Raw genomic sequence first — 25,519 nt, 5'->3', positions numbered from 1 at the left:
CTCCGCAATCGCTGGCCTTTGTCAGGCCACGCGCCCCCCTTGATCAGCTGCTTGTACGTCTGAGCCTCGCTTGGCGCACGCCTCAACGGCGGGCTATCGGAATCCACACGTCGACGTAACCGGTCTCACGCCCCGGATCAAAGTCTGGGCTGTAGGCCAACTCAGGCGCATCGGCAAAGCGACGCACGGGTGAAGGCTTCGTGGGAGCCATAGCCTGCCGTCAACGCCACCTGCAGGATATCTGGCTGGCCGTTGCGCAACGCCAGGGCGGCGTCGCTAAGCCGACGGGCACGGATGTAGCGCATCACCGGCCAACCGGTGGTCAGCGAGAAATAACGCGACAGGGCGAAGGGCGACAGGTCGAAGCGCTGGGCAACGCGGCCCAGGTCGAGCTCCGACTGCAACTCTGACTCGATGAACCACAGGCTATTTTCGATACTGCGCATGACGATGCTCCTCCCAAGCAGCGCCGACAGTAGCAAATGTCTTGGGTGGGGATTTGATCGTTCTTGCGCGTTTGACGACCTGCCGTCTCTGTAGGGCGCAGCACGCGACGCGCCTACACGATCGATGCGTGCTGCGCAGATCGTGTAGAAGCGGGCTTGCCCCGCGTTAGCGTCACAACTGACCAACAAGCGCTGGCTTTCAGGTAAACAGCCGCTCCACAAACGCCAGGCGCTTCTTGTATGAGCGCCGCGCCTCAAGCGCCTGCTCAAGCGTCACCTCAACGAACCGCGCCTGCTGGTTGGGCTGCATCTGCCCGATCAAATCCAGGTCAGCACTGATCACCGTGCCAATCATCGCGTAACCGCCACCGGATACCGCATCCCGGTGCAGGATGATCGGCTCCAAGCCTGCCGGTACCTGGATCGAACCAATTGGGTAGCAACTGTCGACGATATTCGAAGGATCGGAGCCCGCACCAAAAGGTTGCTCGCGCGGCTGGAAACTCAACGCGCTACCGCCCTTGAAGCGATAGCCAATTCGGTCCGCCTCGGACCCCACCGTCCACGCATCGCTGAAGAAGTCGCGCGCGGCCGTCGCCGTCAAGCGGTCGTAGTACAGACCGGGCACCACCCGCAGCAGCACCTCCCCGCCCAGACTCTGCCGCAAGGCCATCGGCAGGCTGGCGCCTGCGCGGCTTTTACCGCTGGCCACACCCACCGGCAACAGATCGCCCGCCACCAGCTTGCGCCCCTGCCACCCCCCCAGCGCGCCCAGCCCGTAGGTGGAGCGACTGCCCAGCACCTGCGGGACATCGATGCCACCGGCCACCGCCAGGTAGGCGCGCGCGCCGGCGCGGGGGAAGTCAAAGCGCAACACCTGCCCGGCGCGGACCTTGAACGCCGTGTCCGGATACTGCTCCACCCCGTCCAGGCGCACGGGCATCTGCGCGCCGCACACCGCCACCAGGGCATCGGCCTGGAACTCCAGCTCCGGCCCTACCAGGGTGCATTCCAGCCCGGCTGCGCCGGCCGAGTTGCCGACCAATTGGTTAGCCGCGCGCAGCGCATATTGGTCGAGCGCACCCGATGGCGGGATACCCAGGTGGTAGTAGCCTTCACGGCCCAGGTCCTGCACCGAGGTGGCCAGGCCAGGCTTGAGTACCTTGATCATGCCAATGCCTCCTGCAGCGACTGGGGATAGCCAACCGGGTCGGCTAAAAAAGCATCCAGGGAGAATTCCACCGAACGGATGCGCAGAGTGAACCGGCCGCTTTCAACCTCATCCACGGCCTGGTCGTAGGCATCGCGGTCAATCGGTTTGAACTGGACGATATCGCCCGGCCGGAAGAACACCATGTGTTCCTTGAGGTAATCCAACTGCTGCTGCGGATCGTAGATCGGCGCGGGGGTTACGCCGAACATCTGATAGCCACCCGCCCCGCGCACTGAGTAGATGCAGCCAAAGCACCCGCCATGGCCCAGGGTCAGCTTCGGCGTGTCGGTTCGTGGACGCAAATACTTGGGCACTTGCAGCTGACGTTCACGCTCGACCATCTGGAACATGAACGGCAAGCCGGCAACGAAACCGACCATCGACACGAACCACGGCGCACCGCTGTGGGCGGCAATGAATGCCTCGACATCGGCCAAGCCATTGATCCGCGCCGCGTATTCAAGGTCGGTGGCGTCTGGGTCCTGATGCCGGTCGCGAAAACGCATCAGCGTTTCATGGGTCCAGGGATCGTTGTACAGCACCGGGATCTCGATGATCCGCGTGTGCAACGAGCGCTCGGCGACGGCCTCGGCCTCCGCGCCCTGCACCGCTTCGAGCAGCGCCTGCGGGGCGATGCGATCAGGATCGAAGCGGATCTGGAACGAGGCGTTGGCCAGGCACACATCGAGCACCCCATCCAGTTGCAGGCGCTCGACCGCGCGGGTCACGGCCATGCCTTTGAAGAAGGCTTCCAGCGACATGCTGTCGCTGACCTCGGCAAACAGATGTTCGTCGGCGCCAAAGCTGTAGCGGATCGGCGCGTTCATTTCGCGCCTCCGGGGCGAGGCAGTGGAATGATGAAAGCATGCTCGGCCATGACTGTTCCTCTTGGAATACTTGTAGAAAGGCAGGCAAAAACAACGCTGCGGACCCTGGTCTGTATGCGCCAGGTGCCCGTTGACGTCAGCGCGGCGCGCGCACGCTGATTCCGGCAGCATCCAGGGCCTTGCGTGTGGCCTCGACCAGTTGCAGGGCGCCTGGGGTATCGCTATGCAGGCAAATGGAATCGAAGCTGATCGGCAGGTCCTGGCCTTCGACCGTGCGCACTACCCCCTCTTGGCAGGCCCGCAAGACCCGCTCGGCGACATGGCTTGGCTCATAGCCGCGAACGTTACGGGTGAACACGATCGAGCCGCTCAGGTCATATTCGCGGTCGGCATAGAACTCGCGAATCACTGGCTGGCCAAGCGTTTGGGCAATGCGGCAGATCGCCGAGCCGGGCATGCAGTACAGCAGCAGTTCAGGCTCCAGTCGCTGCAGGTTTTCTACCAGTAAGCGTGCGGCCTCTTCATCGCGCGCCAAGTGCATGTACAGCGCGCCATGGGGCTTGATGTGCTGCAGGGCAATGCCTTGAGCGCGGGCGATCTCACGCAGGGCGCCAAGCTGGTAGAGCATGTCATCGACCAGCTCCTGGGCCGGGGCATTGATGTGTCGACGGCCAAAGCCGACCAGGTCGCGAAAGCCTGGGTGAGCACCGATAGCCACGCCCACCGCCTTGGCCCGCTCCACCGTACGGCGCATGGTGCCGGGGTCGCCGGCATGAAAACCCGTGGCGATGTTGGCCGAACTGATGAAGGCCATCAGCTCATGGTCGACGCCATCGCCGATGGTCCAGGGACCAAAGCCCTCGCCCATGTCCGAGTTGAAATCCACGACCTGCATTGTGCGCTCTCCTACGGTGCCTGCTTGTGGGTTGCTGCAGCCCACGTTAAATTCCCCAGCACCCCTTGGGAAGATCTATAAACAGATGGGCTGTCTTCTGAAAAACAGATACCCCTCACCGGAGCCTAAATGTCGCTGACCCTACGCCAGGTGCGCTATTTCGTTGCCACCGCCGAGATCGGTCAGATCTCCCAGGCGGCGCTGCACCTGAACATTTCCCAGTCGGCGGTGACCACCGCGATCAAGGAGCTGGAGGCCATGCTCGGCGCGCTGCTGTTCCAGCGCTCGGCCCAAGGCATGAGCCTGACCGACGCTGGCCGGCATTTTCTCAACCGCGCCTACGTGATCCTGCGCAGCGTCGACGATGCGCTGAACAGCCCGCTGCCGGATGTACGCGCCAGCGGCCTGCTGCGCCTGGCGGCGAGCTACACGGTCATTGGTTACTTTCTGCCGCATCACTTGCAACGCCTGGAGCACTGGCACCCCGATGTGCTGATCGAGGTTCATGAACAGGAACGCAGCGCCATCGAGCAGGGGTTGCTCGAAGGTCGCTTCGACATGGCGGTGGTATTGACCGCCAACCTTACCCACCCGGATATCGTTTCCGAGACGCTGTTCAACTCCGAACGTCGACTGTGGCTGCCCAGCCATCACCCACTGTGCGAACGCTCGGCGGTGAGCCTGGCCGATGTCGCCCAGCAACCTTACATCCTGCTTACAGTCGATGAAGCCGAACAAAGCGCGATGCGTTACTGGCAACAAGCCGGGCAGCAACCAGACGTGCGCGTGCGCACAAGCTCCGTCGAGGCGGTGCGCAGCATGGTAGCCAACGGCAGCGGCGTGGCGATTCTGTCGGATCTGGTGCACCGTCCGTGGTCGTTGGAAGGCAAGCGGATCGAAACGGTGACGATCAGCGATCAGGTCACGCCCATGAGCGTTGGCCTGGCCTGGCATCGCGAGCGCGAATTAAGCCCGGCGATGCAAGCGCTGCGCAGCTACTTCCATGCAGCGTTCATGGCGCCGCAGCAACATGTGGCTCGACGCTAGGCGAGTCGAGGTGCTCGAAGGCTGCTCAGTCAGCGGCGGTGCTTGTCCGCGCCACGCAGATCGATACCGATCTCGCAGCAATGGAGTAGAATTTCGCCATCGCGGACGCCGGCTAGTCAGCCGTTCGACCGAACCCTGGGATCGGGTTGATATCCCACCCAGTCACGAATCGAGTTGAAACCATGAATCGGCAGAAAAAAATCAAGCAGCTGTTAAAGGCTCACGCGAAAAAAGCCAGCGCCAAACTGGCTCCCAAAAACAAACCTAAATACATCTGCAAAGCTGACCGGGCGAAGTTGGCCGCCCTGGGCGATCAAGACTCAGGCGCGCTCCCAGAGCGCTGATACGGCTGCAACGCCAGCAGCTCACGCACGCGCCCGCCCAGGCTGTCGACCGCAAATGGCTTGGTCAGTACCTGCATGCCAGGTTGCAGCTGACCCTCGCCGATCACCGCGTGCTCGGCGTAACCGGTGATGAACAAGGTCTTGAGGGTTGGCCGAAGTTGCAACCCGGCATCGGCCATTTGCCGACCGTTCATGCCACCGGGCAGGCCGACATCGGTGATCAGCAAGTCGATATGCACGTCTGAGCGCAACAGCTGCAGCCCGGTGGCACTGTCGGCGGCCTCGATCACGGTATAGCCGAGCTCGCTGAGCACATCGGTCAGCAGCATACGCATGGTCGGTTCATCGTCCACCAACAGCACGGTCTCGCCAGGCTGGGCAATCGACACCGCCTCTGTGCCGGGTGCTGGCTCCTCGGCGGGGGCGTCGCCGTGGTGGCGCGGCAGGTAGATGAACACCGTGGTGCCTTCACCGACTGTCGAGCAGATGCGCACCTGGCCGCCAGACTGCTGGGCAAAGCCGTAGATCATCGACAAGCCCAGGCCAGTACCCTGGCCGAGCGGCTTGGTGGTAAAGAATGGCTCGAACACGTGCGCCATCACGTCCGCGGGCATGCCACTGCCGGTGTCGGTCACGCTCAGGCACAGATAAGCGCCCTCGGGGACATCGTGTGCCAGGGCAGCCACTGGGTCCAGCCATTGATTGCTGGCGTGCAAGGTAATGCGCCCCCCGTCAGGCATGGCATCACGGGCGTTGATGCACAAATTGAGCAGCGCATTTTCCAGCTGACTGGCGTCGACGAACGCTGGCCACAGGTCCGCATCGCCGAGGGTCTGGACTTGTATGCCGGGGCCGGCGGTGCGTTGGATCAGCTCGCTCATGCCGAACATCAAGGTATTGACGTTGAGCGGTCGCGGCTCGAGGGTCTGCCGCCGCGAGAAAGCCAGCAATCGATGGGTAAGGGCGGCCGCACGCTTGGTAGCGCCTTGCGCGGCGACCAAGTACTTGTCGATATCGCCCAGGCGGCCACGGGCGATGCGCATGCTGATCAGCTCAAGCGAGCCGGAGATGCCGGCGAGCAGGTTATTGAAGTCGTGGGCCAACCCTCCCGTTAGCTGGCCGACCGCTTCCATCTTCTGCGACTGGCGCAGTTTCTCTTCGGCCTGCATCAGCTCGGCGGTACGCGCGGCGACCCGGTGCTCAAGGGTTTCATTCAACTCACGCAGCTGAGCTTTGGCCTTGCGCTGCTGCTCTTCGCTTGCCCGCAAGTGCGCGCAGGTACGTTCAAGCTCTTGCTCGCGGGCGCGCAGGGCTTCTTCGGCCATGGTCCGCTCGAGTAGGTCCGCAGCGGTGCGGGCGAGGATGTCGAGCAAGCGCAAGTCGCGCTGGGAGGGCTGATGGGGCGCACTCCAATGGGTCGAGATCATCCCCAACAGCCTGCCATCGCGCGACAGTAGCGGCGTCGACTGGGCAGACCGGATACCGGTGCGGCGGAAGGCGTTCAGGTCTTCAGTACCGGCGATCTCAGCCCACTGTTCGAAGTCGGCGATGATCGCCCGCTTGCCCAGCTTGAGCGCTTGCGTACAGCTGCTGTGGGCCGTTGGCGGTACCCACTGCCAGAAACCGACCGCTTCGGCGGGCAGACCGCGTGAGCACAGCAGCTGCAGTTCACCGCCGTGACCAGAACTATGCGCCTGAGGGCACAGCAACTGCATGGTGCCGAACTGCGAGCCGGTAATGACCACCGCCGCATCGACGATCTTGCCGTACAACGCTTCGAGGTCCTGCTCACCGATCAGCGCGACGCTGATGCTGTGCAATAGCTCTATGTCGCAAAGATCGCTATCCGATGCGCCGGCATGGAGTGGAAAGTCCACTGGAAAGGAGACGTTGTGGCCAGTCATAACGGCTCCTGGGGAGCAGTGGTTAACGGATCAAGCCTATCAGTATAGGCTCCGTAGTGCGACACAGCCGGCGTTTCGACGACGTTCGAGGCTTTGATGGTTTGCCCAGCGCCTGGTTTCATTGCGCGCTGTCGGCGAGCACAGGTGGCAGGTCCATTTCTACTCGCAGCACCAGCGTGTCACCGCCATCAGCGGCGATGGTCTGAGCGCGGCCCTGCAAGCGCAAAAGCAGGCGCTGGATAGTGGCATACGCCGACACTTCAGACGGCGCTTGTTCTGCCGGTGGAGACCAGGGCGCCAGCTCCAGGCTCAAGCGCAACAAGCCTCGCGGTTGAATCTGGGTAGCCAGACGCAAGCTCAGGTACGCCGGCAGTGGCCGCAGTTGCAGGTAGGTACACAGGCCCTCGAGCAAGTGCCGGTAGTGGCGGGCGTCGATCCACGCGCTTTGCAGTGCACGCAGCCCTGGCCCCAGGTCCAGCTCACAGCCCCGCGCTTGCAGTTGCAGGCGCAACGGTGCCAGGATCGCTTCGGTCAGGTTGCCCAGGTCATGCGCGGCGCGTTGTGGCTGGCCTGGGTGGTCATCCTGATCCATCAGGGCATCGACCTTGGCCAGGCACTGGTACATGCCTTCAACGTGCTCTGCCAGGGTTTGCAAAGCTGGGCGCAAGGGCTCATCGCCTGGCGCAAGCAAGCGTTGCACAGTGGTTCGAAACACCGCCAGCATTTGCCCAAGTTCCTGGCTGACAGCGGCCAGGGTGGAGCTCTTCAGGTGGCTTTCATAGCGCGCCTCGGCGCCCTCGTGACGCAATGTCGAGAGCAGCCGATCGCGCTCGGTGAGGTCACGCATGCCGCCCAGCATGGCCACCAATTGACCGCTCTGGTCGCGAAACGGTGTGCACCAGATGTGCATGGCAACCACTTCACCCAGATGCTCGATTACCGCTTCGGCCAGAAACGGCTCTTGCCGCGCAACCGCCTCGGCGAAGCGCTGCCGTGAACGCTCGCGCAATGGCGCTGGCAACCACAGCGCCTGGTCGATGGTAGAGCCGTGGATCGCTTCGAAACTTTCTCCGGCGTAGGCCAGGTAGCGGCGGTTACACATCAGCAGGCGGCCTGCGAGGTCGCGCACGAACATCGGGTAGGGGGCAGCGTCGAGCAGCGCCCGTAACAAGCCGTGCTCGCGTAGCAGCTGCGGGTCGCTGGAAGACGCCTGCGCCCTGCTCGCCTCGTCGCCGACAACCAAGCCATGGCTGCGGGCGACTTCGAGCAATTGGAAATCGTTGCCGACATGGAGCTTTTGATGCAGACGCGCCTTATAGGTGCTGATGGTCTTGTAACTGAGGCTGAGCTGCTCGGCGATGTCCTTGTTACTCAACCCTTGGCTGAGCATCTGCAACACGGTAAGTTCGCGCCCGGAGAGCTGGGTCAAGTCATCTTCGCCTGCACCGTCGAGGTCCTGGCGGGCGACTTCGCGGGGGAAGTAGCTGCGTCCATGGCTGAGCGCCTGCAGGGCGCTGTGTAATTGGCCAAGCGCTTCGCTCTTGCACACATAGGCATCGGCGCCGGCCTGCAAGGAACGGGCGGCATACAGGCTGGCCTCCTGCACGCTGTACACCAGCAGTTTGATGCCCTGATGACTGGCGCGCAGCCGGCGCAGCAAATCCAGCCCACCCAGCTGCGGCACCAATAACTCAATAATGACCACCTGCGGGTGCAGCAGCCGGCACTGCTCCAGCGCATCCAGGCCGTTGTCGACTTCGCCCAGCACCTGGTGGCCAGCACGCTCAAGCACAGCCCGCAAGCCGTCACGCACGATCGGCAGGTGATCGACCAACAGTAGCGTGCTCATGGCGCCTTCCCTCTGCGGCAATGGCCGATGCCAAGCATAGACCAGAGCCGTGGACGAGAGTCACTCCTACAAGTAGGTTGCAACGCCTCCGACATTCGCCAGCAGGCGTCCCGCGCAGACTTCAGGCATCCCACTTCAGATGCCCAAGAGGCTGCCATGAACACCATCAAGCGTCCTGCACACTTCCAACGTACTCGTCTGGGCCGGGCCATTGGCCTGATTCTGGCGGGCCTGTTCAGCTTCAGCCTGATCGAGGCCGAAGCCGAGGACAGCGCCCTCGACCCACCGCTGATGGCTATCGACCCGCCCTCGGCAGCGGGTGCCATGCCCTCCCCTGACTACCTGCAGATCGCCCTGCAAGCCAGCCAGCAGGCCCCACATTTATTTGCCAACCGGCTGCTGGGGGCGCCCGCGCCAATCAACGTCAACAGCGCCGATGGCATTGGTGTTTCCAGCGCAGGTGCGCATGACGAGGCCACGGTCAACCTGGGCGCGGCCCGCACCACCGGGGTGCATGCGCAGTTGGGCAGCAGCGTCGGCTTCGAGCGCGGTAGCGTCAACAGCAGCGCCCTGACGGCCGCCAACGCCAACGGCCAAACTGGGCTGGCCAGCGATGGCGGCCAGTTGAATGGCTCCGGAGTGAGGGTCACGCTGATACCCAAAGCGGCCAACAGTGCGCTGATCACCGCCAGCAACTTGACCGGCGTCAGCGCCAAGAATGCCGGCCAAGTGAGGCTGAACAACAGCACCATCAGCGTCGGTGGCGGCGCTAACGGGATAAACAACCAGGGCCTGGTCGCCACTGGCGCTGGCAGCCAGATCGACCTGGTGGCAAGCGAGGTCAGCACCCTGTCCAAAGGTTCGGTTGGCGTGCTGGCCCAAGGCGGCGGCACTATCAGCATCAGCGGTGCCAGCGTGATCAGTACCACTGGCGCCAGCAGCCCTACTAGCGCCAGCCATGGCCTGAAAGCCACCGGCAACGCCAGCCTGATCGCTGTCAGCGACAGCGAGATACGCACTGGCGCGGTCGCCGCCAGCGGCGCCCGGGCAGATGACGGCGCGCAGATTCAACTGCAGCGCACCAGCCTCAGCCATACTTCCGCCGCCACCAGCACCAGCAGTACTGCCGTGTTGCATGCGCTCGGCGGCGCCAGCATCAACGCCGATGCGGTAACGGTCAGTTCCAGCGGCAACTACATCGGCGGCGCCCGCGCCGAAGGCAGCGCCAGCCAGGTTTCGTTGCGCAACAGCAGCGTGTCAGTCAAAGGCTCGGGCAGCGTCAATGACTTCGCCTCAGCCGCGCGGGCCATGAGCGGCGGCGCCGTGCTGATCGACAACAGCACCCTGAGCGCCGAAGGCACCTATAGTCACGGCGTGTCAGTCGAAGGCAGCGGCTCACACGCCAATGTCAGCGCCAGCCGGGTCGAGGTCGGCGGTAACCGCGCTCACGGTCTCTACGTCAATGCAGGCGCCACTGCCGAGATCAGCGACAGTGCCATCCGCCTCGCCCCGGCAGGCAGTGCAGCAGGCCCTTGGGGCCTCGGCGCCTTGGTCGAAGGTAGTGGCTCACGCCTGCTGCTCAACGACAGCCAAGTGCACACCACGCAGAAAACCAGCTACGGGGTACGGGCCCTGGGCGGCGCCGAGCTGCTAATCAACAATGGCCTGATCGATACCCAGGGCAATTACTCAGCAGGCCTGAGTGCAGGCAGCTCGACGGTGGTGGCGCGTAATCTTACGGTGACCACCTCGGGCGACGACAACGCCATGGGCGTGGTCGCCGATGGCGGTGCGAACATCACCCTGTATGGCGGCTCGGTAACCACCACAGGTAATGGCTCACCGGTACGTTCCAACCTGACCTTCCCGCACGCCCTGGCCTCGCGCAATCCAGGGGCTGTGCTCAACGTCTACGGCACCGCCGTGCATACCACCGGCACGCAGGCCTACGGCGCTGCGGTAGACGATGGCGGCAGCCTGTATTTGGAAGGGTTGAGCGTGAAGACCGAGGGGCAGTATTCCATGGGCCTGTATGCCGGCATCGGCACCCTCAAGCCAGGCCAGGTCAGCCTGGTAGCGCGCAATGTCAGCGTCGAGACCCTGGGCGATCAAGCCACCGGCGCCATGGTCAGCCGGCAGTATCAGAGCGATACGGCCAGCCTGCAATTGAGCGACTCGAGTATCACAACCAGGGGGGTGTTGTCCCATGGTTTGCAGGCCGAATCCACCGCGCTACTAAGTGCCAGCAACACCGCCGTCACTACCTACGGCGAGCGTGCCCTGGGAGCGCTGGCAAACAACCAGGCCAATGTTCAGCTCGATCAGGTCGGGATCAACACCAGCGGCAACCTGGCCCACGCCGCCGTGGCCAAGAACGGTGCGCGCCTCGACGCCCAACGCAGTGTGATCAACGCCAGCGGTGACCAGGCCGCAGCGCTTTATGCGCAAGGCACTGAACTGCTCAAGGGTCAGGCCAATCTCGACAGCAGCGTGCTGCACAACCGCGACGGGGCCACGGTGGCTGTCGCAGGCGTCGCCGACATCAGCCTGACTGACAGTATCGTCGGTGGCAGCGGCCAATGGTTGAACGTCGACAGCGCCGTGGCCAGCGATGGCAGCAGCATCCCAGACATGGGCACCGGCCAGTGGCAAGGTGTCGGCAGCTCGCTGGCCAGTGCCGGCAACGCCAACATCGATGTCGCAGGCTCGGTGCTCAACGGCGCTGCGCGTACCGCTGCGGGCAGCAGTGCCCAAGTCAATCTGCGCGACAGCAGCCTGTGGAACCTGACCGGCGACTCGAACCTCAGCACCCTGCGCAACGAGGCCAGCCTGATCGACTTCAGCGCGCCAGTCGGCGGCAGCTACAAGCACCTGACCGTCAACAACTACCACGGCGCCAATGGCACCTTTGCCCTGAACACGTACCTGTACAGCGACGGTTCGCCCTCGGACAAGCTGGTGGTGGATGGCGGTAAGGCCGACGGCAGCAGCAACCTGTTGATCAAGAACGCAGGTGGCCCCGGCGCGCTGACCCAAGGCAATGGGATTCTTGTAGTCGATGCCATCAATGGCGCGACCACCGAGGCTCAAGCCTTCCGCTTGCTCAGCCGGGTCAAGGCCGGCCCTTATGAATACACCCTGCACCGGGCCAGCCTGGATGGCAGCAATCGCCAGGCCTGGTACCTGCGCTCTACTGCTGATGTGGGTCCGGTTGACCCTGTTGATCCAGTCAAGCCAGTGAAACCTGTCGACCCAGTGAAGCCGGTAGATCCGGTGAAGCCTGTAGATCCGGTGCTACCCGTCGACCCAGTGGACCCTGTCGATCCGACTGAGCCCGAGCACCCCATCGTTCCAGTTCGGCCACAAGTGCCCAACTATCGCCCGGAAACGACCCTATACCGCGCCTTGCCTTCGATGTTGCTGCACTACAGCCACGCCATGGTCGATACCCTGCATGAGCGAGTCGGTGAAGAGCGCAGGCTCAGCACCGAGCCACTGCCCGCACAGGCCGCCGAGCAATACGGCCCGTCACTGGGCTGGGGCCGACTGATCTACCGCAAGGGTGAGGACGAGCTGGGCCAAGGTGCCAGCTACGACTACCGGATCCAGGCCTTCCAGGTCGGCACTGACCTGTATCGCCACGAAGACGTCGATGGCAGTACCGATCAGGCCGGTCTGTCGCTCAACGTTGGGCGTATCGCAGGTGACGTCGAGCACACCAATGGCAACAGCGCTGGCGACGACGTGATCCGCGCCTACGGGGTCGGCGGCTACTGGACCCACTTTGGGCCGGAAGGCTGGTACCTCGACGGTGTGCTGCAGTTCAACCGCTTCGACGTGCAAGCCAACCCTAGCGACATGGACACCATGAAAACCCGCGGTCGCGGCGTGACCGCCTCGCTCGAAGGGGGCTATCCGTTCAATCTCAATGAGGACAAGAACCTGCACATCGAGCCGCAGGCCCAGGTGATCGTCAGCAAGATCAAGGTCGATGACAGCCACGACGACGCCTCCGATGTGCGCTTCGAAGACGTCGACTCGCTGACTGCCCGCCTGGGGGTGCGCATCGACAAGGACAGCCTGCGTGCAGACGACCAGGGCAAGCTGCACCGCACCAACGTCTGGGTGCGCCCCAGCGTCTGGCACGAGTTCAAGGGCAAGAGCAAAACCGAGTTTTCTTCGGCCGATGGCTACATTCCCTTTGGCACCGACATGAGCGGGACCTGGGGTGAGCTGAACCTGGGTGTCGACTACCAGGTCGATGAACGCACCACAGTGACTGGCTCGTTGGGTTATCAGAAGGCGTTTGGCAAGGACAGCAGAAGCTATGAAGGGATGATTGGTATCAAGGTCAAATTCTGATCGACGACGCCCGGCTCAGCCGGGCGTTTTTTATCGAGGGCCTCATCGCGCAGGCGCCTCTATACCCCTCTGCAACCCGCCATTATCAGACAAATCCGATACTCGATAGCGAGTCAGCTACCTACCATACGCGCCCTTTCCCACAATCAGCCAAGCCGACAGAGACAAGTTTCCAATGCAGGCGTGGCGAGTGTCCATAACGCCCGTTGCGCCAGGTGTTGAACATGAGCAGACAATTTTTGCTAGCTATTGCCCTCCTCCTCTGGAGCACCGCAGCCAGCGCTGGGCAAAGCGAGCCACAGGGTGATTACTGGTACATCCAGACCAGCGCCTATACCCGCCACTGGAGCCCCGACCCAGAGCACAACAATCAGCAACGGCTGATCGGTATCGAACGGGTGTACAGCGATGGGCTGCTCTGGGGCGGGGCGACATTCAAGAACTCGTTCAACCAGCGCTCCTACTATGGCTACGTCGGCAAAGTCTGGGAGCATGAGCGGTTTCCGCTCCATGCCAAGTTCAGTGCAGGCCTGATCCAGGGCTACAAAGGCGAATACAAAGACAAGATCCCGCTCAACCATTTGGGCGTTGCGCCGGTAATCATTCCGGGCATCGGTGCGCATTGGGGGCCGGTGGCCGCAGAGTTTGTGGTGCTCGGCGCGGCAGCGGGAATGGTCAACGTGGGGCTTCGGTTCTAGGGTGCAACGCCGCCTCAATCTTGGCGACGTCGATCTTGCCCATCTGCATCATCGCCTCGAACGCCCGCTTGGCGGCGGCTTGGTCAGGATGGGCAATGGCCTGGATGAGAATCCTTGGGGTGATTTGCCAGGAAATACCCCATTTGTCCTTGCACCAACCACAGACACTTTCCTCGCCACCATTGCCGACGATGGCATTCCACAAACGATCGGTTTCGGCCTGATCGTCGGTAGCAACCTGGAACGAGAACGCCTCGTTGTGCTTGAACACCGGCCCTCCATTGAGGCCGATGCAGGGAATGCCCATCACGCTGAACTCGACAGTAATCACATCGCCCGCCTTCCCCGAGGGATAGTCGGCTGGGGCCTTATGCACGGCCAGTACCTTGCTGTCCGGGAAGGTCTTGGCGTAGAACTCGGCCGCCTCCTGCGCCGCCCCCTCATACCACAGGCAAATAGTGTTCTTGCTGGTCATGGCGGTACTCCTCGATCGGGACAGAGGCATTAGTCTAGTCGCTCGATGTCCGGCAGCCAGGCGCTAAGGCCGCGCGCATGGGCCGGTTTCAACGCTATCATCGAGGTGGCCGAGCGCTGAGCGAACCCCGCGCCGACAGGCCTGTCCAACCTGCTCCCATGTGCGACCAGAAGACCCATCGACCATGCATTTCGACCTGATCCAAAGCTTGAGCCTGGCCGGGAAGCCAGAGGTACCCAACGATGACCGGATCGGCTGCGCCGAGCAGCATGCCTGGGTCATCGACGGCGCGACAGACCTGGGCCCACCGGGGCTGCTCGGTGAGCGCGGTGGTGCGGCCTGGCTGGCGGCAGCGGCGCAGCGGGCTTTTCACGGGGCATCCGGCGCATTGCAGCAGGTGTGTGAATCGGTGTTTGTCGCTGTCGCAACCGACTACGCCCAGGCCCAGCGACGCGAACCGGTCGCAGCCTGGGAGCTGCCGCGCGCTGCATTCGCCGCTGTTGCCCTCGAGGGTGGCGAACTGAGCTGTGCCTACATGGGCGATTGTGTCGTGCTGCACCGCAGTGCTCAGGGCATTGCCTTCCTCACCCCCGAGCCTGACCGTGAGGCGGAACGTGCTGAAGCCGCAGCCCTGGGCCCGGGCACCGGAGCATTCGGGGTGCGCACGCCAGCGGTGGTGGCCGACCGCCGGGCTGCCCGTGAGCGACCCAAGGCCGTCTTGAGCATCGATGCGCAGCAAGCCAGGGAGGGCACGCGCTATGTGCGCAGTGCGGTGTCCGCGGGCGATGAGGTGATCTTGATGAGCGACGGTTTCGCCGCGCTGTTCGATACCTATGATGTCTACGACCCGGCAGGTTTTATCGCGCAGCTCGAGGCGCATGGCTTGGCCGCTCTGGCTCAGACGCTGCGCGCCATAGAACAGGAGGACGCAGCATGCCTGCGCTATCCGCGCTTCAAGGCCAGTGACGATGCCTCGGCGATCTGGTTGCGGGTCGCCTGATAGCCGATCGATGGGCGGCCAGCACTGTTCGCGAGAGATCCGCTGAAAAGCTTGCTCATACATCGGCATGGGTACGATGAGATGCTATTGGCTACCTTTGAGAACTCATATCTGAGGTCATGGACATGGACAGTCCCCACGCCGTACATCTTCGCCTGGGCCGGTTTTCTGAAGCCGGGCGTATTTATGCATTGACTACAGTCGTCAAGAATCGGCTGCCACTCTTTGTTGATCTGCAACTGGCAAGGTTGGTCATCGCCCAGTTGCGCCTGGCGCAGGCCGAGCACCTCGCGCAATCGCTTGCCTGGGTGGTGATGCCTGATCACGTGCATTGGCTGGTGCAGTTACAGGATGCGACGCTCAGCACACTGATGGGCAGAATGAAGTCACGCAGTACGCGTGCGATCAATAGCGCATTAGGTAGGGATGGAGCGCTTTGGCAGCGCGGGTATTACGACCGGGCTGTGCGTAGAGAGGAGGAGTTGCAAGGTATTGCCCGCTATATCGTGATGAATCCTGTTCGGGCGGGGTTAGCCCGTACGATTAAAGAGTATTCGCATTGGGATGCGGTGTGGGTTTGAGCATTTTGGGGCTGCGTTGCAGCCCATCGCAGGCAAGCCAGCTCCTACAGGTCCAACGCCAATCTTTGTAGGAGCTGGCTTGCCTGCGATGGGCCGCAGAGCGGCCCCTAAATCTCGGACCTCAGCCAAAAATCACATAACTCTTGCGCACAGTTTGACGAATCACCCATGTCCCTTGGCTATCTGGCGGGAAGCACAAGGTATCGCCCGCACGAAACGCCAACGGCGCCCCGCCATCGGGGGTAAAGCTCCCCTCCCCGCTGATGATGTAGCTGTACTCGGCTTGCTTGACCCCGCGCCGAAAACTGCCCGGCGTGCACTGCCAAATACCGGTTTCAGCCGCAGCGCCAATCAGGCTGTGCTCACCTGCTGTGCTCGCCTGGGCAATGGTTTCGCCCACGGGTTGGGCCACCGGCGCCGGTTGCGAAAACTGCGCCTCGGTTACCGCCTTGATCAATACCGGTTGCATCAACTACCTCCTAATAAGTCAGAGAACGGCATCGAGCAAGCGATACCAGGCAATGCCCACGCCCAGGTACAAACGCTGCAGGCCATGGAACGGAATCGGTCGGATCGGTGACAGCGGAAACGGAAACTGCTGCGCCTGGCCCAGCAGTCGCTGTGCCAGGTGCCGGCCAAGTGCGGACGACATGGCAATACCGCGACCGTTGTAACCGAGCAGGATGCTCAGACCCGGCGCCGGTTCGTGCAGGTGCGGCATGAAATCCTGGGTCAGGGCAACGCGCCCGCTCCACTGGTATTCGAACTCGACCCCGGCCAGGTGCGGGAACAAGCCCAGCACCGAGCGACGCAGGTGGTTCCAGTCGCTGGCAGCCTTGGGCTCGGCAAACGGCCCACGCCCACCGAGCAGCAGTCGGCCTTGGGCATCCTGCTTGAAATACAGCAGCAAGCGGCGCGCATCGGAACACACCTCACCGCCAGGCAGCACCGTGCGCCGCAGTGCGTCCGGCAGCGGCCGGGTGGCAACGATGAAACTGTTAGCCGCCAGCACCGTCTGACGCAGCTTTGGCCACAAATCGTCGGTATAGCCATTGGTGGCCAGCACCACGCGCTCGGCGCTGACCGTGCGCCGGATATCGGTGGTGAGGGTCCAGCCACGGCTGTCGCGCTGCAGGCCGGTGACGCGGTTGTGGCCATGGATCTGCGCGCCTTCGGCGATGGCTGCCCTGGCCAAGCCGCGTGCGTAGCTCAGCGGCTGCACGCTACCGGCACGCGGGTCGACCCAGGCGCCCAGGTAGTCATAGCTGCCGATGCGCTGGGCCACGCTGCCCTTGTCGAGCATCTCCACCGGCACCCCGCGGCTGCGCCATTGCTGTGCGCGGCGCTCGACCGCGCGCATGGCGGCCGGGGTTGCCGCGGGCTGGATCCAGCCCTTGCGGGTGGCGTCGCATGCAATGTCGTAGTGGCGGATCAGCTCGAACACCTCATCGGCGGCAGTCCCGGCCACTTCGATCAAGCGCTCGGCTTGCTCGCCACCGTACATGCGCAGCAACTCGTCGGGGTCGTGCTTAAGCCCCGGAATCACTTGCCCGCCGTTGCGTCCGGAAGCGCCCCAGCCGGGCTCGCCGGCATCCAGCACACAGACCCGCGCCCCCTCACGCGCCAAGTGCAGGGCGGTAACCAGGCCGGTGTAGCCAGCGCCGACCACGGCCACATCGACTTGCTTGTCTTCGGCCAACGGCGGGGTGTGGACGCCCGGTGCGGCAGTACTCGCCCACAAGGAAGGCGGTAGCGCCAAAGGTCGTGCACTCATGCCACGCCTCCATCAGTGGTCAGCAGGCGTCGCAAGAATTCCTGGGTACGTGGCTGCTGCGGCGCGCCAAGCACCTCGCGCGCCGGGCCTTCCTCGACGATTCGCCCGCCATACAGGAAGCACACCTTGTCGGCGACCTCGCGGGCAAAGCCCATTTCATGGGTGACCACGACCATGGTCATGCCCTCCTCGGCCAGCTTGCGCATCACCGCCAGCACTTCGCCGACCAACTCCGGGTCCAGCGCTGAGGTCGGCTCGTCGAACAGAATGGCCTTGGGCCGCATGGCCAAGGCCCGGGCAATGGCCACACGCTGCTGCTGGCCGCCCGACAGCTCATCCGGGTAGGCCTCCATGCGATGGGCCAGGCCGACCTTTTCCAGCAGGGCCTTGGCATGTTCGCGGGCCGCCTCGGGGCTTTCCTTCTTTACATAGATCGGCCCTTCCATGACGTTCTGCAGCGCGGTGCGATGGGGAAAGAGGTTGAAGCGCTGAAACACCATCGCCACCTGGGTGCGAATCTCATGGATGGTCTTGGCATTGCGATCGACCCGCTCGTCACTGACCAGGATGTCGCCCCCTTCATAGGTTTCCAGGCCATTGATGCAGCGCAGCAGGGTCGATTTGCCCGAGCCCGATGGGCCGATCAAGCACACCACCTGGCCGCTCTGGACCTCAAGGTCGATGCCTTCGAGAACGCGGGTGCTGCCATAGCTTTTATGCAGCGACTGAATGCTGATCATGCGTGCTTCCTCGTGGCGATCCGCGCCTCGAGACGGCGCAAGGCATACGACAGCGGCAGGCTCAAAGCCAGGTAGAGCAGCGCCACCAGGGTATAGACAGTCATGTTTTCAAAGGTCGATGAGGCAATCAGCTGGCCGGCCCGGGTCATCTCGGCGACGGTGATGGTCGAGACCAATGATGAGTCCTTGAGCATCATCACCAGGGTGTTGCCATACGGCGGCAAGGCAATCCGGAAGGCCTGTGGCAGCACCACCCGGCGCATGATCATCGGCCCGCGCATGCCCAGTGATTCTGCCGCTTCGATCTGACCCTGCTGAATAGCCTGGATACCTGCGCGGAAGTTCTCTGCCTGATACGCCGAGTAGGCGATGCCCAAACCGATGATGCCGGCCTGCAGGGCAGTGAGCTGGATACCGAATTCCGGCAGGACGAAGTAGATATAGAACAGCTGCACGATGATCGGCAGGCCACGGATGATGTTCACCACCGACACGGCAAACAGGGCGACCGAGCGAACCTTGGACACCATCATCAGGGCGAAGGCCAGGCCAATCAGGGAGCTGAGCAGGAACGAGGCAATCGTGACCTGCACGGTGACCACCGCGCCACTCAAGAGAATGGGCAGGAAGTCCAGAGCATTCTGGAAGAACATAAGCGAGTCCGCGAGAGAGCAATCAGGGAAGAGGCGCCCGCTGCGGGCGCCGTGAGGCGACGATCAGTCCAGGTGCCACTTGTCGATGATGCCGGCCAGGGTGCCGTCGGCCTTGATGCTGGCGATGCCCTGATTGACCCGGGCAAGCATCTGCGGATCGCCCTGGCGCATGATCAGGCACACTTCACCCTTGATCTGCGGCTGATAGCTGTCGACCAGACGGACTTTTTTCAAGGTGCCCTGGGCCATCTGGTAGGCGAGGATCGGATGGTCGCCAAAGCCGGCCTTGATCCGGCCCAGGGCCAGGTCGCGGGTCAGGTCCGCCAGCGAATCGTAGCCGCGCACTTCCTTGAAAATGCCGCGTTTGTTGAGCTCGTCGAGGAAGATGGTGCCGACCTGGGCGCCTACCACTTCGCCTTTGAAATCATCCATGTGGCTGTAGGCCTTGGCGTCGTCGGCGCGCACGATCAGGCCTTCGCCGTATTCGAACACCGGGTCGGAGTACTGCACGACCTTTTCTCGCTCGGGGGTACGCAGCATGGCGGCGGAGATCAGGTCGATCTTTTTCGCGGTCAGCGAAGGGATCAGTGCGGCGAAGGTGGTCTGGGCGATATCCACCTCAAACCCGGAGGCCTTGGCCACCGCTTGGGCGGAGTCGACCATCATGCCCTGGATACTGTTGCTCTTCACATCGAGAAACGTGAACGGCACACCGGTAGCGGTGGCGCCAACTTTGTACGTCTCGGCCTGGGCGACCAAGGAGGTGACGCAACTGGCGGCCAGGGCCAGGGCGCAGGTGAACACACGAAGGCGTGGATACATGGTGAACACTCCCATTTGACGCGGTTTGTTGTCGTTATGCGTTATGGATGCCTCGGGTATCGGCAGGAGGCCTTGCGACCCAATATAATTGATTTACAAAAATCGTAAAGAGATTTATAAATATCGCATATCGATAGTAACCAGTGGTCCTGTCCAAGGGATGATCCATGAACGATAACGACAACAGCCTGTTCAACCAGTCACTGGAAAAGGGCCTGGCGGTGCTGCGCGCCTTCAACGCCCGCCGGCGCACCATGAACCTGGCCGAGGTGGCTGAAGCCGCTGGCATCAATAAAAGCTCGGCGCAGCGCATGATCCATACCCTGGAAGCCTTGGGTTATGTGAGCAAGCACCCGCAGACCAAGCGCTTCCAGCTCACCCCTGATGTGATGGAAATCGGCTACAACTACCTGGCTGCCGACACCCTGGTGGACGTCGCCAACCCGTTCCTCGCCGAGCTGGCGCAGACTACCGGGGAAACCACCAACCTGACCGAGCCCGTGCGTAACGATATGCTCTACGTAGCGCGTTTCGTCGGGCCTAAGTTCATCCCTATCCATTTGCCGATTGGCAGTCGTATCCCGATGTATTGCACCGCCTCGGGGCGCGCGTACTTGAGCGCTCTGGACGAGGATGAGGCGATGGCCGTGCTGCGCGCCAGCGATCTGTCTCGGCACACCCAGTACACCCGCACATCGCTGGAAGAGATCCTCGGCGAAATTGCCGAGATCCGCCGCAAGGGCTTTGCCATCAACAGTGAAGAGTTGTTCTTGGGCGACATGGCAGTTGCCGCCCCGGTGCGCAACAGTCAGGGCCGGCCAGTGGCATCGGTGCATGTGGTCGCACCGACCAGTCGCTGGTCGCTGGAAGAGGCTGAGCGGCGGTTGGCACCTGCGGCAATCGAGTGTGCTCGTGCGATCAGTACATCGATCAGGACGCTGTGAGTGAGCGCTGGCCTGTATCCAGTGGTTTGCTGTGAAACAGGCCGTTGCCGGGCCGATTATCCTTGCTGGGCAGAAGGTGCGGCCAAGGTTTGGTCATCCAACTGAATGCGGTTGCGGCCGCCGCGCTTGGACTCGTACAGGGCAATGTCACCCTGCTCGATCAATGCCGCCAGGCTCGCGGGGGGGCAGTCGAAAAGGTTGGCACCGATGCTCAAGGTGACAGCTGCTGGCGTGGCAAATGATTGCGAAGTGAGCAGCAAGAACTGCTCTCGTAGACTGCTGCCCAACTCATGAACCCGCGCAGGCGAGGCATTGCCCAGCAGGATCACGAACTCATCGCCGCCCAAGCGCGCGGCCAGCGCACTGGCCGGCAACAGGGCGCGGATCATTTCGCTCAACCCGACCAACAGCCTGTCACCGGCAGTGTGGCCATACAGGTCGTTGACCAGTTTGAAGTTGTCGATATCGATCAGCAGCAATGCGCCCGGCCGGGCCGCGCTCACCTCATTGATCAGGCGCGGCGCCCGCACTTCCAAGGCGCGCCGATTATACAGGGCAGTCAGCGGGTCACGCGCGGCCAGCCGGGCGATCTGCTGCTCACGCCGGTAGCGCTCGGTGCCGGTCATCGACAGCGCGATCAGCATGATCGCCATGGCCCCTTCGACCAGCGAGACCTGAATGATTTCGCCTCGGAAAGCGGCCAGGTCGATCAACGTCCCGGGCACCAGCGGCGGGATCATTTTGGCCAGATAAAACAGGCCGTGGCCGAGCAACACAAAACGCAGTTGCACCGCACCTACGCTCAATGACATGCCATGTGGGCGTAGGAGAAAACTAGCCCTGAGTGTCGGCAGCGCAACCAGCAGCGATTGCACCAGCAGCATCACTTTTGACCACAGCGGCCCTTCCGGCAGCAGCAGCATCACCAGCCACGTGATGAACACCAGGTACCAAGCCCGCGACAGACGGGTTTCAGTAAAGCGGGCAACGCCCAGCAAAAAGCAGAAATGCGCAGTGATCAACAGGCCATTGGCAAACCAGATGCCAATCAGCAAAAAGCCGTTGCTGCGCAGTAAAGCGAGGGTGCTGCCCACGCTGATGATGGCGAAACCGGTTGCCCAGTAAAGCAATGATGATTCGCGCACGGTGCGCCACTCGACCGCCAGGTACAGCGCCGCAGCGGCGGCCAGGGCAATCGTGATAGTGAGCATGGTAGGTGGATCGAGCGCCATGGAATGACGGGCCTGCCTGAAATTAAGAATGGAGAAATGTTCAAAACCAGTTTGCGCGGCCCTGCGCCTGTACTGCACGCCCACGATTTCCGTCGAGGCTTACTGCCCATGCATCATCCGCACCAGCGGCTAATACCCTGTCGCTGTTAAGCGAAAAATAGCGCCTGGCGCATTACTGCTCAGCGAGAAAACTCACCAGTTGCCGACCATGTGAACTGAGCCGCTCCCAGCCACGAAAGCACACGCGCAGTTCCAGGGTCGCCCAGCGTTCCTCAAGCGCGACCCAGCGTACCGCCAGCTCTTGCTCGGCGCGCAGCGCCGCAGTTTCCGGGACAATGGCGATGCCTGCGTGCTGGGCGACCAATTGGGCGATGGCTTCAAAGCTGGGCGCGCGAACGCGGACTTTGAGCGGCATCGCCAGGTTCATCGCCAGCTCTTCGACGAAACGCTGCATCGCCCGCTCGCCCGGCAAACACACAAATGCAAAGCCCAACGCGTCAATCAGCCGCAGCAGCTCCCGCCCGGCCAGGGGGTGGTCAGCGGGCACCAGCAAGACCAAGCGCTCGGTGCGAAAAGGCAGCGACACTAAACCGTCGCTTATCAAATTGCCATCATAAACGCCGATCTCGCACTCGTCAGCCAAAACCACACGCAGCACATCGACACTTTTGTGCTCGACCAACTGCAGGTCGACTTCTGGATAGTCGGCTAGAAACGGCCCGAGCACGGCGGGCAACAAGGTGCTGTTGGTGACTGTGGAAGCGGCCAGGTGCAAGGTGATGCGCCGTTGCCCGGCCAGCTCGTGCAGGGTGTCCTGCAATTTGCGCGCTTCGCCCAGCACTCCTCGCGCCGCTTCCAATACCAGCCGGCCGGCTGGGGTGAGTTGCATACCGTCGGCGCGCCGGGTGAACAGGCTCAAGCCGCAGCGTTGCTCGAACAAGCGCAGGCGATTGCTGGCGGCAGAAACGGCCACCGGAAACGTCGCTGCGGCCTTGCTCAAGCTACCGGTAGCGGCAATCGCGGCAAGCAAACGCAGATCCGCAAGATCGAAATGCATTGGGCTTTCTCTAAATGCGAACGCTATGTTCGATTAAAAGCGATTCTAACGGGGATTGCGTTCTGCACAGAATAAGCCCATTGATAACTGCCTGGATTTACCATGACCTCTTTGCGCACCCTGCTCACGCGCCAGATCCACAGCGGCAGTTTGTTTGCCGTACTGGCGGCCTTGGGTTTCAGCTTCAAAGCCATCTTCGTCAAACTCGCCTATGCGGCCGGGCCGGTCGATGCGATCAGCCTGCTGGCCATGCGCATGGCCATGGCGTTGCCGTTGTTCGTCTGGCTGGTGTGGTTCAGCGGCCGGCAATCCCCCTCTCGGCTGACACCCGCCGACGCCCTGCGCGTTACCCTGCTGGGGCTGTTGGGTTACTACCTGTCCAGCCTGTTCGACTTCTACGGGCTGCAATACATCAGCGCAGGGTTGGAGCGCCTGATCTTGTTCACCTACCCAACCCTTGTGCTGATCTTCCAGGCCATCGCCCTGCGCGAACGACCCACCACGCGTACCCTGGCGGCGATGGGCCTGTGCTATCTGGGCCTGGGCATCGCCTTCGTGCATGACGTGAGCGTCTCCGGCGTGGGCCAGCAAGTGATTCTCGGCTCGCTGTGGGTGTTTGCCAGCGCAGTAACCTACGCCCTGTACTACTCCGGCACAGGCATTGTGCTCAAACGCATGGGTTCGATGCGCATGGCGGGCTTGTGCGGTACGGCGTCGTCGCTGATGGTGTTGGCTCACTACCTGTGGGTGGCGGACATCAGCCAACTGTGGCAGCTGCCTGCGGCGGTGTGGCTCAACGCGGGATTGATGGCGATCTTTTCCACGGTGCTGCCGATCTATTGGGTGGCCCTGGCGATTCAGCGCATGGGGCCCACGCAAACGGCGGCGGTGGGCAACCTGGGGCCAGTGCTGACGGTGCTGGCGTCGTGGGCGATTCTCAGCGAAGAAATCTCGACGTATCAGGTGCTAGGGCTGGCGTTGGTGTTGTTCGGGGTGACGCGCTTGAAACCCACGGCGAAGAAAACCGACCTGCCCGCTGCCAAGGAGGCGGCAGCCTGAGCAGGCTTGGGCGTTCAGCGCGTCCCGACGATGATCCCCTGCTCGCGCAAGCCTTCCAGCATCGCCAGGCCTTGGCGTTGAACGTTTTCATCGCCCAGCGCCTGCAAGCGCTGGCGGCCCGTTCCGCTAAGGCCTGCGAGCAACTGATAGGCCATCGGCGCCAGACGGGCGAAATGCACCTGGAGATCGGCATCGCGGTACACCAGCAGCAAGGTTGGCGCTTGGGGGGCGCTCTGGGACTGGTAATCGGGGCCGATCAGCTCGACCGGCCAGCGATAGGCAAGCACGCGCGCCACGCATGACAGCAATGGCTCGCCTTCGAGTAGATCGCCACCAGACAGATGGGGCGGATCCTCGGCATCACTCAGGTACAACTGCGCCTCGATCCACTCGTAGTGGGCGAGCTCAAGTTGCCACGGCGCGTCTGCTTCGATGCCCTGCAGGTAATCGATGAACGCCTCGGAGATTTCCGTGAACAATGGCGTCTGGCTTCGGTACCTGGCATAGAAGTCGCGCACCCTGGCGTGCCAAAGGACGTCACCGAGGGTCTGGCGCATGACCGGGAAACTTCCTGCCAGCAGGCCTTCGATGCTGTTGTAGAACAGCTCCCGGTAGACCTTCAGGCGCCGTGCTTCGATACCCGGTGGCGGTGGGTTGTACTCGGGGTCACGCAGGTATCGGGACAGGGTGAATTGCTGGTCACGCAACGGCTCGCCCATCATGTAGACCTCCGTGCGTGTGCTGCACGCTACCAATACGTGCGGTCTCCTCAAGCAGTTCGGCAAGCGGTGGGTAGTTGAAGTCACGCTCAAGCACCGTCGGCTGGACTCCAAAACGCTGACACGCCAAAGCGAACAGGGCCCAGACATCTTCTTTTACCGCAGCACCATGGGTGTCCACCTTGAGGTCTGGCGCTTCGTCATAGTGGCCGGCCACGTGCATGCACGTAACTCGCTGCCGAGGCAGCCCGTTAAGGAACGTCACCGCGTCATAGCGGTGGTTGCAGGCGTTGACGAAGACGTTATTGACGTCCAGCAGCAGGTCACAGTCAGCCTCCTCCAGCACAGCCTGGATGAACGCCAGCTCGCTCATGGCCTGGTAAGGCGCTGCGTAGTAGCTGATGTTTTCCACGGCGATACGTCTGCCCAGCAGATCCTGGGCCTGGCGAATACGGGTGGCGACATGGCGGACCGCTTCTTCGGTAAAAGGGATTGGCATCAGGTCATACAGATGCCCGTCGTCGCTGCAATAACTCAGGTGTTCGCTGTACAGCGGTACATCGAAACGCTCGATGAACTGTCGGGTTTGCCCAAGGAATGCCTGATCCAGCGGGGCGCTGGCGCCCAGCGACAACGACAAGCCATGGCAGGTAATGGGGAAACGCTCGGCCAGTTGCGCCAGCGCTTTGCCGTAGGCCCCACCAACGCCGATCCAGTTTTCCGGCGCGCACTCGAGAAAATCGACTGCGCCCACCTCCATTGCCAGCAATTGCGGCAGTAAACCACGACGCAAGCCAAGTCCGGTACGTAAAGATGCAGGGTTCATAGTAAGCGCTCTCCAGGAGCACGGGACGCTCTGGGCAGAACGTCGGCAGAGG

The 25,519-nt window shown here is 62.5% G+C and carries 24 protein-coding genes; 8 read left to right on the top strand and 16 right to left on the bottom strand.

The features are described from left to right. Positions 1-161: 161 nt before the first annotated feature. The 4 genes from OIU19_RS03750 to OIU19_RS03735 all read right to left on the bottom strand — a co-directional run bounded on the left by OIU19_RS03750 (position 162) and on the right by OIU19_RS03735 (position 3,381). Positions 162-446, bottom strand: coding sequence for a helix-turn-helix domain-containing protein (locus tag OIU19_RS03750; RefSeq protein ID WP_264233419.1), 285 nt, complete (start codon positions 444-446; stop codon positions 162-164). A 199-nt stretch (positions 447-645) separates the two neighbouring features. Further along, the gene (locus OIU19_RS03745) at positions 646-1,617 is read right to left on the bottom strand and encodes a biotin-dependent carboxyltransferase family protein (protein WP_264233416.1); all 972 of its coding nucleotides are present in this window, start codon (positions 1,615-1,617) and stop codon (positions 646-648) included. After that, positions 1,614-2,486 carry an allophanate hydrolase subunit 1 gene (locus OIU19_RS03740; protein ID WP_264233414.1) on the bottom strand — a complete coding sequence of 291 codons (873 nt, stop codon included), beginning with the start codon at positions 2,484-2,486 and terminating at the stop codon, positions 1,614-1,616. Before OIU19_RS03740 ends, OIU19_RS03745 begins: the two co-directional genes overlap by 4 nt. A 136-nt stretch (positions 2,487-2,622) precedes the next feature. Further along, entirely contained in the window at positions 2,623-3,381 is a 759-nt protein-coding gene (locus tag OIU19_RS03735) for a 5-oxoprolinase subunit PxpA (RefSeq protein ID WP_264233412.1), read from the bottom strand. Positions 3,382-3,510: 129 nt separating this feature from the next. Between OIU19_RS03735 and OIU19_RS03730 the strand changes: the two genes are divergently transcribed. Both OIU19_RS03730 and OIU19_RS03725 read left to right on the top strand, forming a co-directional pair. Then, positions 3,511-4,428 carry a LysR family transcriptional regulator gene (locus OIU19_RS03730; protein WP_264233411.1) on the top strand — a complete coding sequence of 306 codons (918 nt, stop codon included), beginning with the start codon at positions 3,511-3,513 and terminating at the stop codon, positions 4,426-4,428. 182 nt (positions 4,429-4,610) lie between these two features. Next, complete coding sequence (locus tag OIU19_RS03725; RefSeq protein WP_264233409.1) at positions 4,611-4,772, top strand: DUF2986 domain-containing protein; 162 nt, start codon at positions 4,611-4,613, stop codon at positions 4,770-4,772. Here the strand turns inward: OIU19_RS03725 and OIU19_RS03720 are convergent. Together OIU19_RS03720 and OIU19_RS03715 are read right to left on the bottom strand one after the other, a co-directional pair. Next, on the bottom strand, positions 4,742-6,676 hold the full coding sequence (locus tag OIU19_RS03720) for an ATP-binding protein (protein ID WP_264233407.1): 1,935 nt from the start codon (positions 6,674-6,676) through the stop codon (positions 4,742-4,744). The genes OIU19_RS03725 and OIU19_RS03720 overlap by 31 nt on opposite strands. 118 nt (positions 6,677-6,794) lie before the next feature. Beyond that, the gene (locus OIU19_RS03715; protein ID WP_264233405.1) at positions 6,795-8,525 is read right to left on the bottom strand and encodes a response regulator; all 1,731 of its coding nucleotides are present in this window, start codon (positions 8,523-8,525) and stop codon (positions 6,795-6,797) included. Positions 8,526-8,681: 156 nt separating this feature from the next. Between OIU19_RS03715 and OIU19_RS03710 the strand changes: the two genes are divergently transcribed. Together OIU19_RS03710 and OIU19_RS03705 are read left to right on the top strand one after the other, a co-directional pair. Continuing rightward, on the top strand, positions 8,682-12,887 hold the full coding sequence (locus OIU19_RS03710; protein WP_264233403.1) for an autotransporter outer membrane beta-barrel domain-containing protein: 4,206 nt from the start codon (positions 8,682-8,684) through the stop codon (positions 12,885-12,887). 224 nt (positions 12,888-13,111) lie between these two features. Continuing rightward, positions 13,112-13,585, top strand: coding sequence for a sn-glycerol-3-phosphate transporter (locus OIU19_RS03705; protein ID WP_264233401.1), 474 nt, complete (start codon positions 13,112-13,114; stop codon positions 13,583-13,585). Here the strand turns inward: OIU19_RS03705 and OIU19_RS03700 are convergent. Continuing rightward, entirely contained in the window at positions 13,563-14,060 is a 498-nt protein-coding gene (locus OIU19_RS03700; protein ID WP_264233399.1) for a VOC family protein, read from the bottom strand. The genes OIU19_RS03705 and OIU19_RS03700 overlap by 23 nt on opposite strands. Before the next feature lie 184 nt (positions 14,061-14,244). On the opposite strand from OIU19_RS03700, the gene OIU19_RS03695 reads away from it, so the two are divergent. After that, the gene (locus OIU19_RS03695; protein WP_264233398.1) at positions 14,245-15,060 is read left to right on the top strand and encodes a protein phosphatase 2C domain-containing protein; all 816 of its coding nucleotides are present in this window, start codon (positions 14,245-14,247) and stop codon (positions 15,058-15,060) included. A 125-nt stretch (positions 15,061-15,185) separates the two neighbouring features. Beyond that, positions 15,186-15,641 carry a transposase gene (locus OIU19_RS03690; RefSeq protein WP_264233396.1) on the top strand — a complete coding sequence of 152 codons (456 nt, stop codon included), beginning with the start codon at positions 15,186-15,188 and terminating at the stop codon, positions 15,639-15,641. 121 nt (positions 15,642-15,762) lie between these two features. On the opposite strand, the gene OIU19_RS03685 is transcribed toward OIU19_RS03690, so the two are convergent. The 5 genes from OIU19_RS03685 to OIU19_RS03665 all read right to left on the bottom strand — a co-directional run bounded on the left by OIU19_RS03685 (position 15,763) and on the right by OIU19_RS03665 (position 19,630). Then, complete coding sequence (locus tag OIU19_RS03685; protein ID WP_264233394.1) at positions 15,763-16,110, bottom strand: cupin domain-containing protein; 348 nt, start codon at positions 16,108-16,110, stop codon at positions 15,763-15,765. A gap of 18 nt (positions 16,111-16,128) precedes the next feature. Beyond that, positions 16,129-17,415, bottom strand: a complete 1,287-nt coding sequence (locus OIU19_RS03680) for an FAD-binding oxidoreductase (protein ID WP_264233392.1) — start codon at positions 17,413-17,415, stop codon at positions 16,129-16,131. Further along, the gene (locus tag OIU19_RS03675; protein ID WP_186555117.1) at positions 17,412-18,155 is read right to left on the bottom strand and encodes an amino acid ABC transporter ATP-binding protein; all 744 of its coding nucleotides are present in this window, start codon (positions 18,153-18,155) and stop codon (positions 17,412-17,414) included. The genes OIU19_RS03680 and OIU19_RS03675 overlap by 4 nt, the downstream gene beginning before the upstream one ends. Beyond that, positions 18,152-18,808, bottom strand: a complete 657-nt coding sequence (locus tag OIU19_RS03670; protein ID WP_186555116.1) for an amino acid ABC transporter permease — start codon at positions 18,806-18,808, stop codon at positions 18,152-18,154. The genes OIU19_RS03675 and OIU19_RS03670 overlap by 4 nt, the downstream gene beginning before the upstream one ends. A 63-nt stretch (positions 18,809-18,871) precedes the next feature. Next, positions 18,872-19,630: an ABC transporter substrate-binding protein gene (locus tag OIU19_RS03665; protein WP_186555115.1), complete on the bottom strand. Its 759-nt coding sequence runs from the start codon at positions 19,628-19,630 to the stop codon at positions 18,872-18,874. 167 nt (positions 19,631-19,797) lie between these two features. Here OIU19_RS03665 and OIU19_RS03660 point away from each other — a divergent pair, with 167 nt between their 5' ends. Further along, positions 19,798-20,574: an IclR family transcriptional regulator gene (locus OIU19_RS03660; protein WP_264233389.1), complete on the top strand. Its 777-nt coding sequence runs from the start codon at positions 19,798-19,800 to the stop codon at positions 20,572-20,574. A gap of 56 nt (positions 20,575-20,630) precedes the next feature. Here OIU19_RS03660 and OIU19_RS03655 read toward each other — a convergent pair whose 3' ends face one another. Beyond that, the gene (locus tag OIU19_RS03655) at positions 20,631-21,806 is read right to left on the bottom strand and encodes a GGDEF domain-containing protein (RefSeq protein WP_264233388.1); all 1,176 of its coding nucleotides are present in this window, start codon (positions 21,804-21,806) and stop codon (positions 20,631-20,633) included. A gap of 172 nt (positions 21,807-21,978) precedes the next feature. Continuing rightward, the gene (locus OIU19_RS03650) at positions 21,979-22,863 is read right to left on the bottom strand and encodes a LysR substrate-binding domain-containing protein (RefSeq protein WP_264233385.1); all 885 of its coding nucleotides are present in this window, start codon (positions 22,861-22,863) and stop codon (positions 21,979-21,981) included. Positions 22,864-22,965: 102 nt separating this feature from the next. Between OIU19_RS03650 and OIU19_RS03645 the strand changes: the two genes are divergently transcribed. Continuing rightward, complete coding sequence (locus tag OIU19_RS03645) at positions 22,966-23,922, top strand: DMT family transporter (protein WP_264233383.1); 957 nt, start codon at positions 22,966-22,968, stop codon at positions 23,920-23,922. A 14-nt stretch (positions 23,923-23,936) separates the two neighbouring features. On the opposite strand, the gene OIU19_RS03640 is transcribed toward OIU19_RS03645, so the two are convergent. Continuing rightward, positions 23,937-24,641, bottom strand: a complete 705-nt coding sequence (locus OIU19_RS03640) for a DUF2063 domain-containing protein (RefSeq protein ID WP_264233683.1) — start codon at positions 24,639-24,641, stop codon at positions 23,937-23,939. Then, positions 24,622-25,467, bottom strand: a complete 846-nt coding sequence (locus OIU19_RS03635; protein ID WP_264233380.1) for a DUF692 domain-containing protein — start codon at positions 25,465-25,467, stop codon at positions 24,622-24,624. The genes OIU19_RS03640 and OIU19_RS03635 overlap by 20 nt, the downstream gene beginning before the upstream one ends. Positions 25,468-25,519: the final 52 nt, after the last annotated feature.

Origin of the sequence: Pseudomonas sp. BT-42-2 (assembly GCF_025847435.2) — a bacterium.
In the GTDB taxonomy this organism is placed as follows: Bacteria; Pseudomonadota; Gammaproteobacteria; order Pseudomonadales; family Pseudomonadaceae; genus Aquipseudomonas; species Aquipseudomonas urmiensis.
The sequence above is the reverse complement of the archived record's forward strand: the minus strand, read 5'-3'. Positions and strand labels throughout refer to the sequence as shown.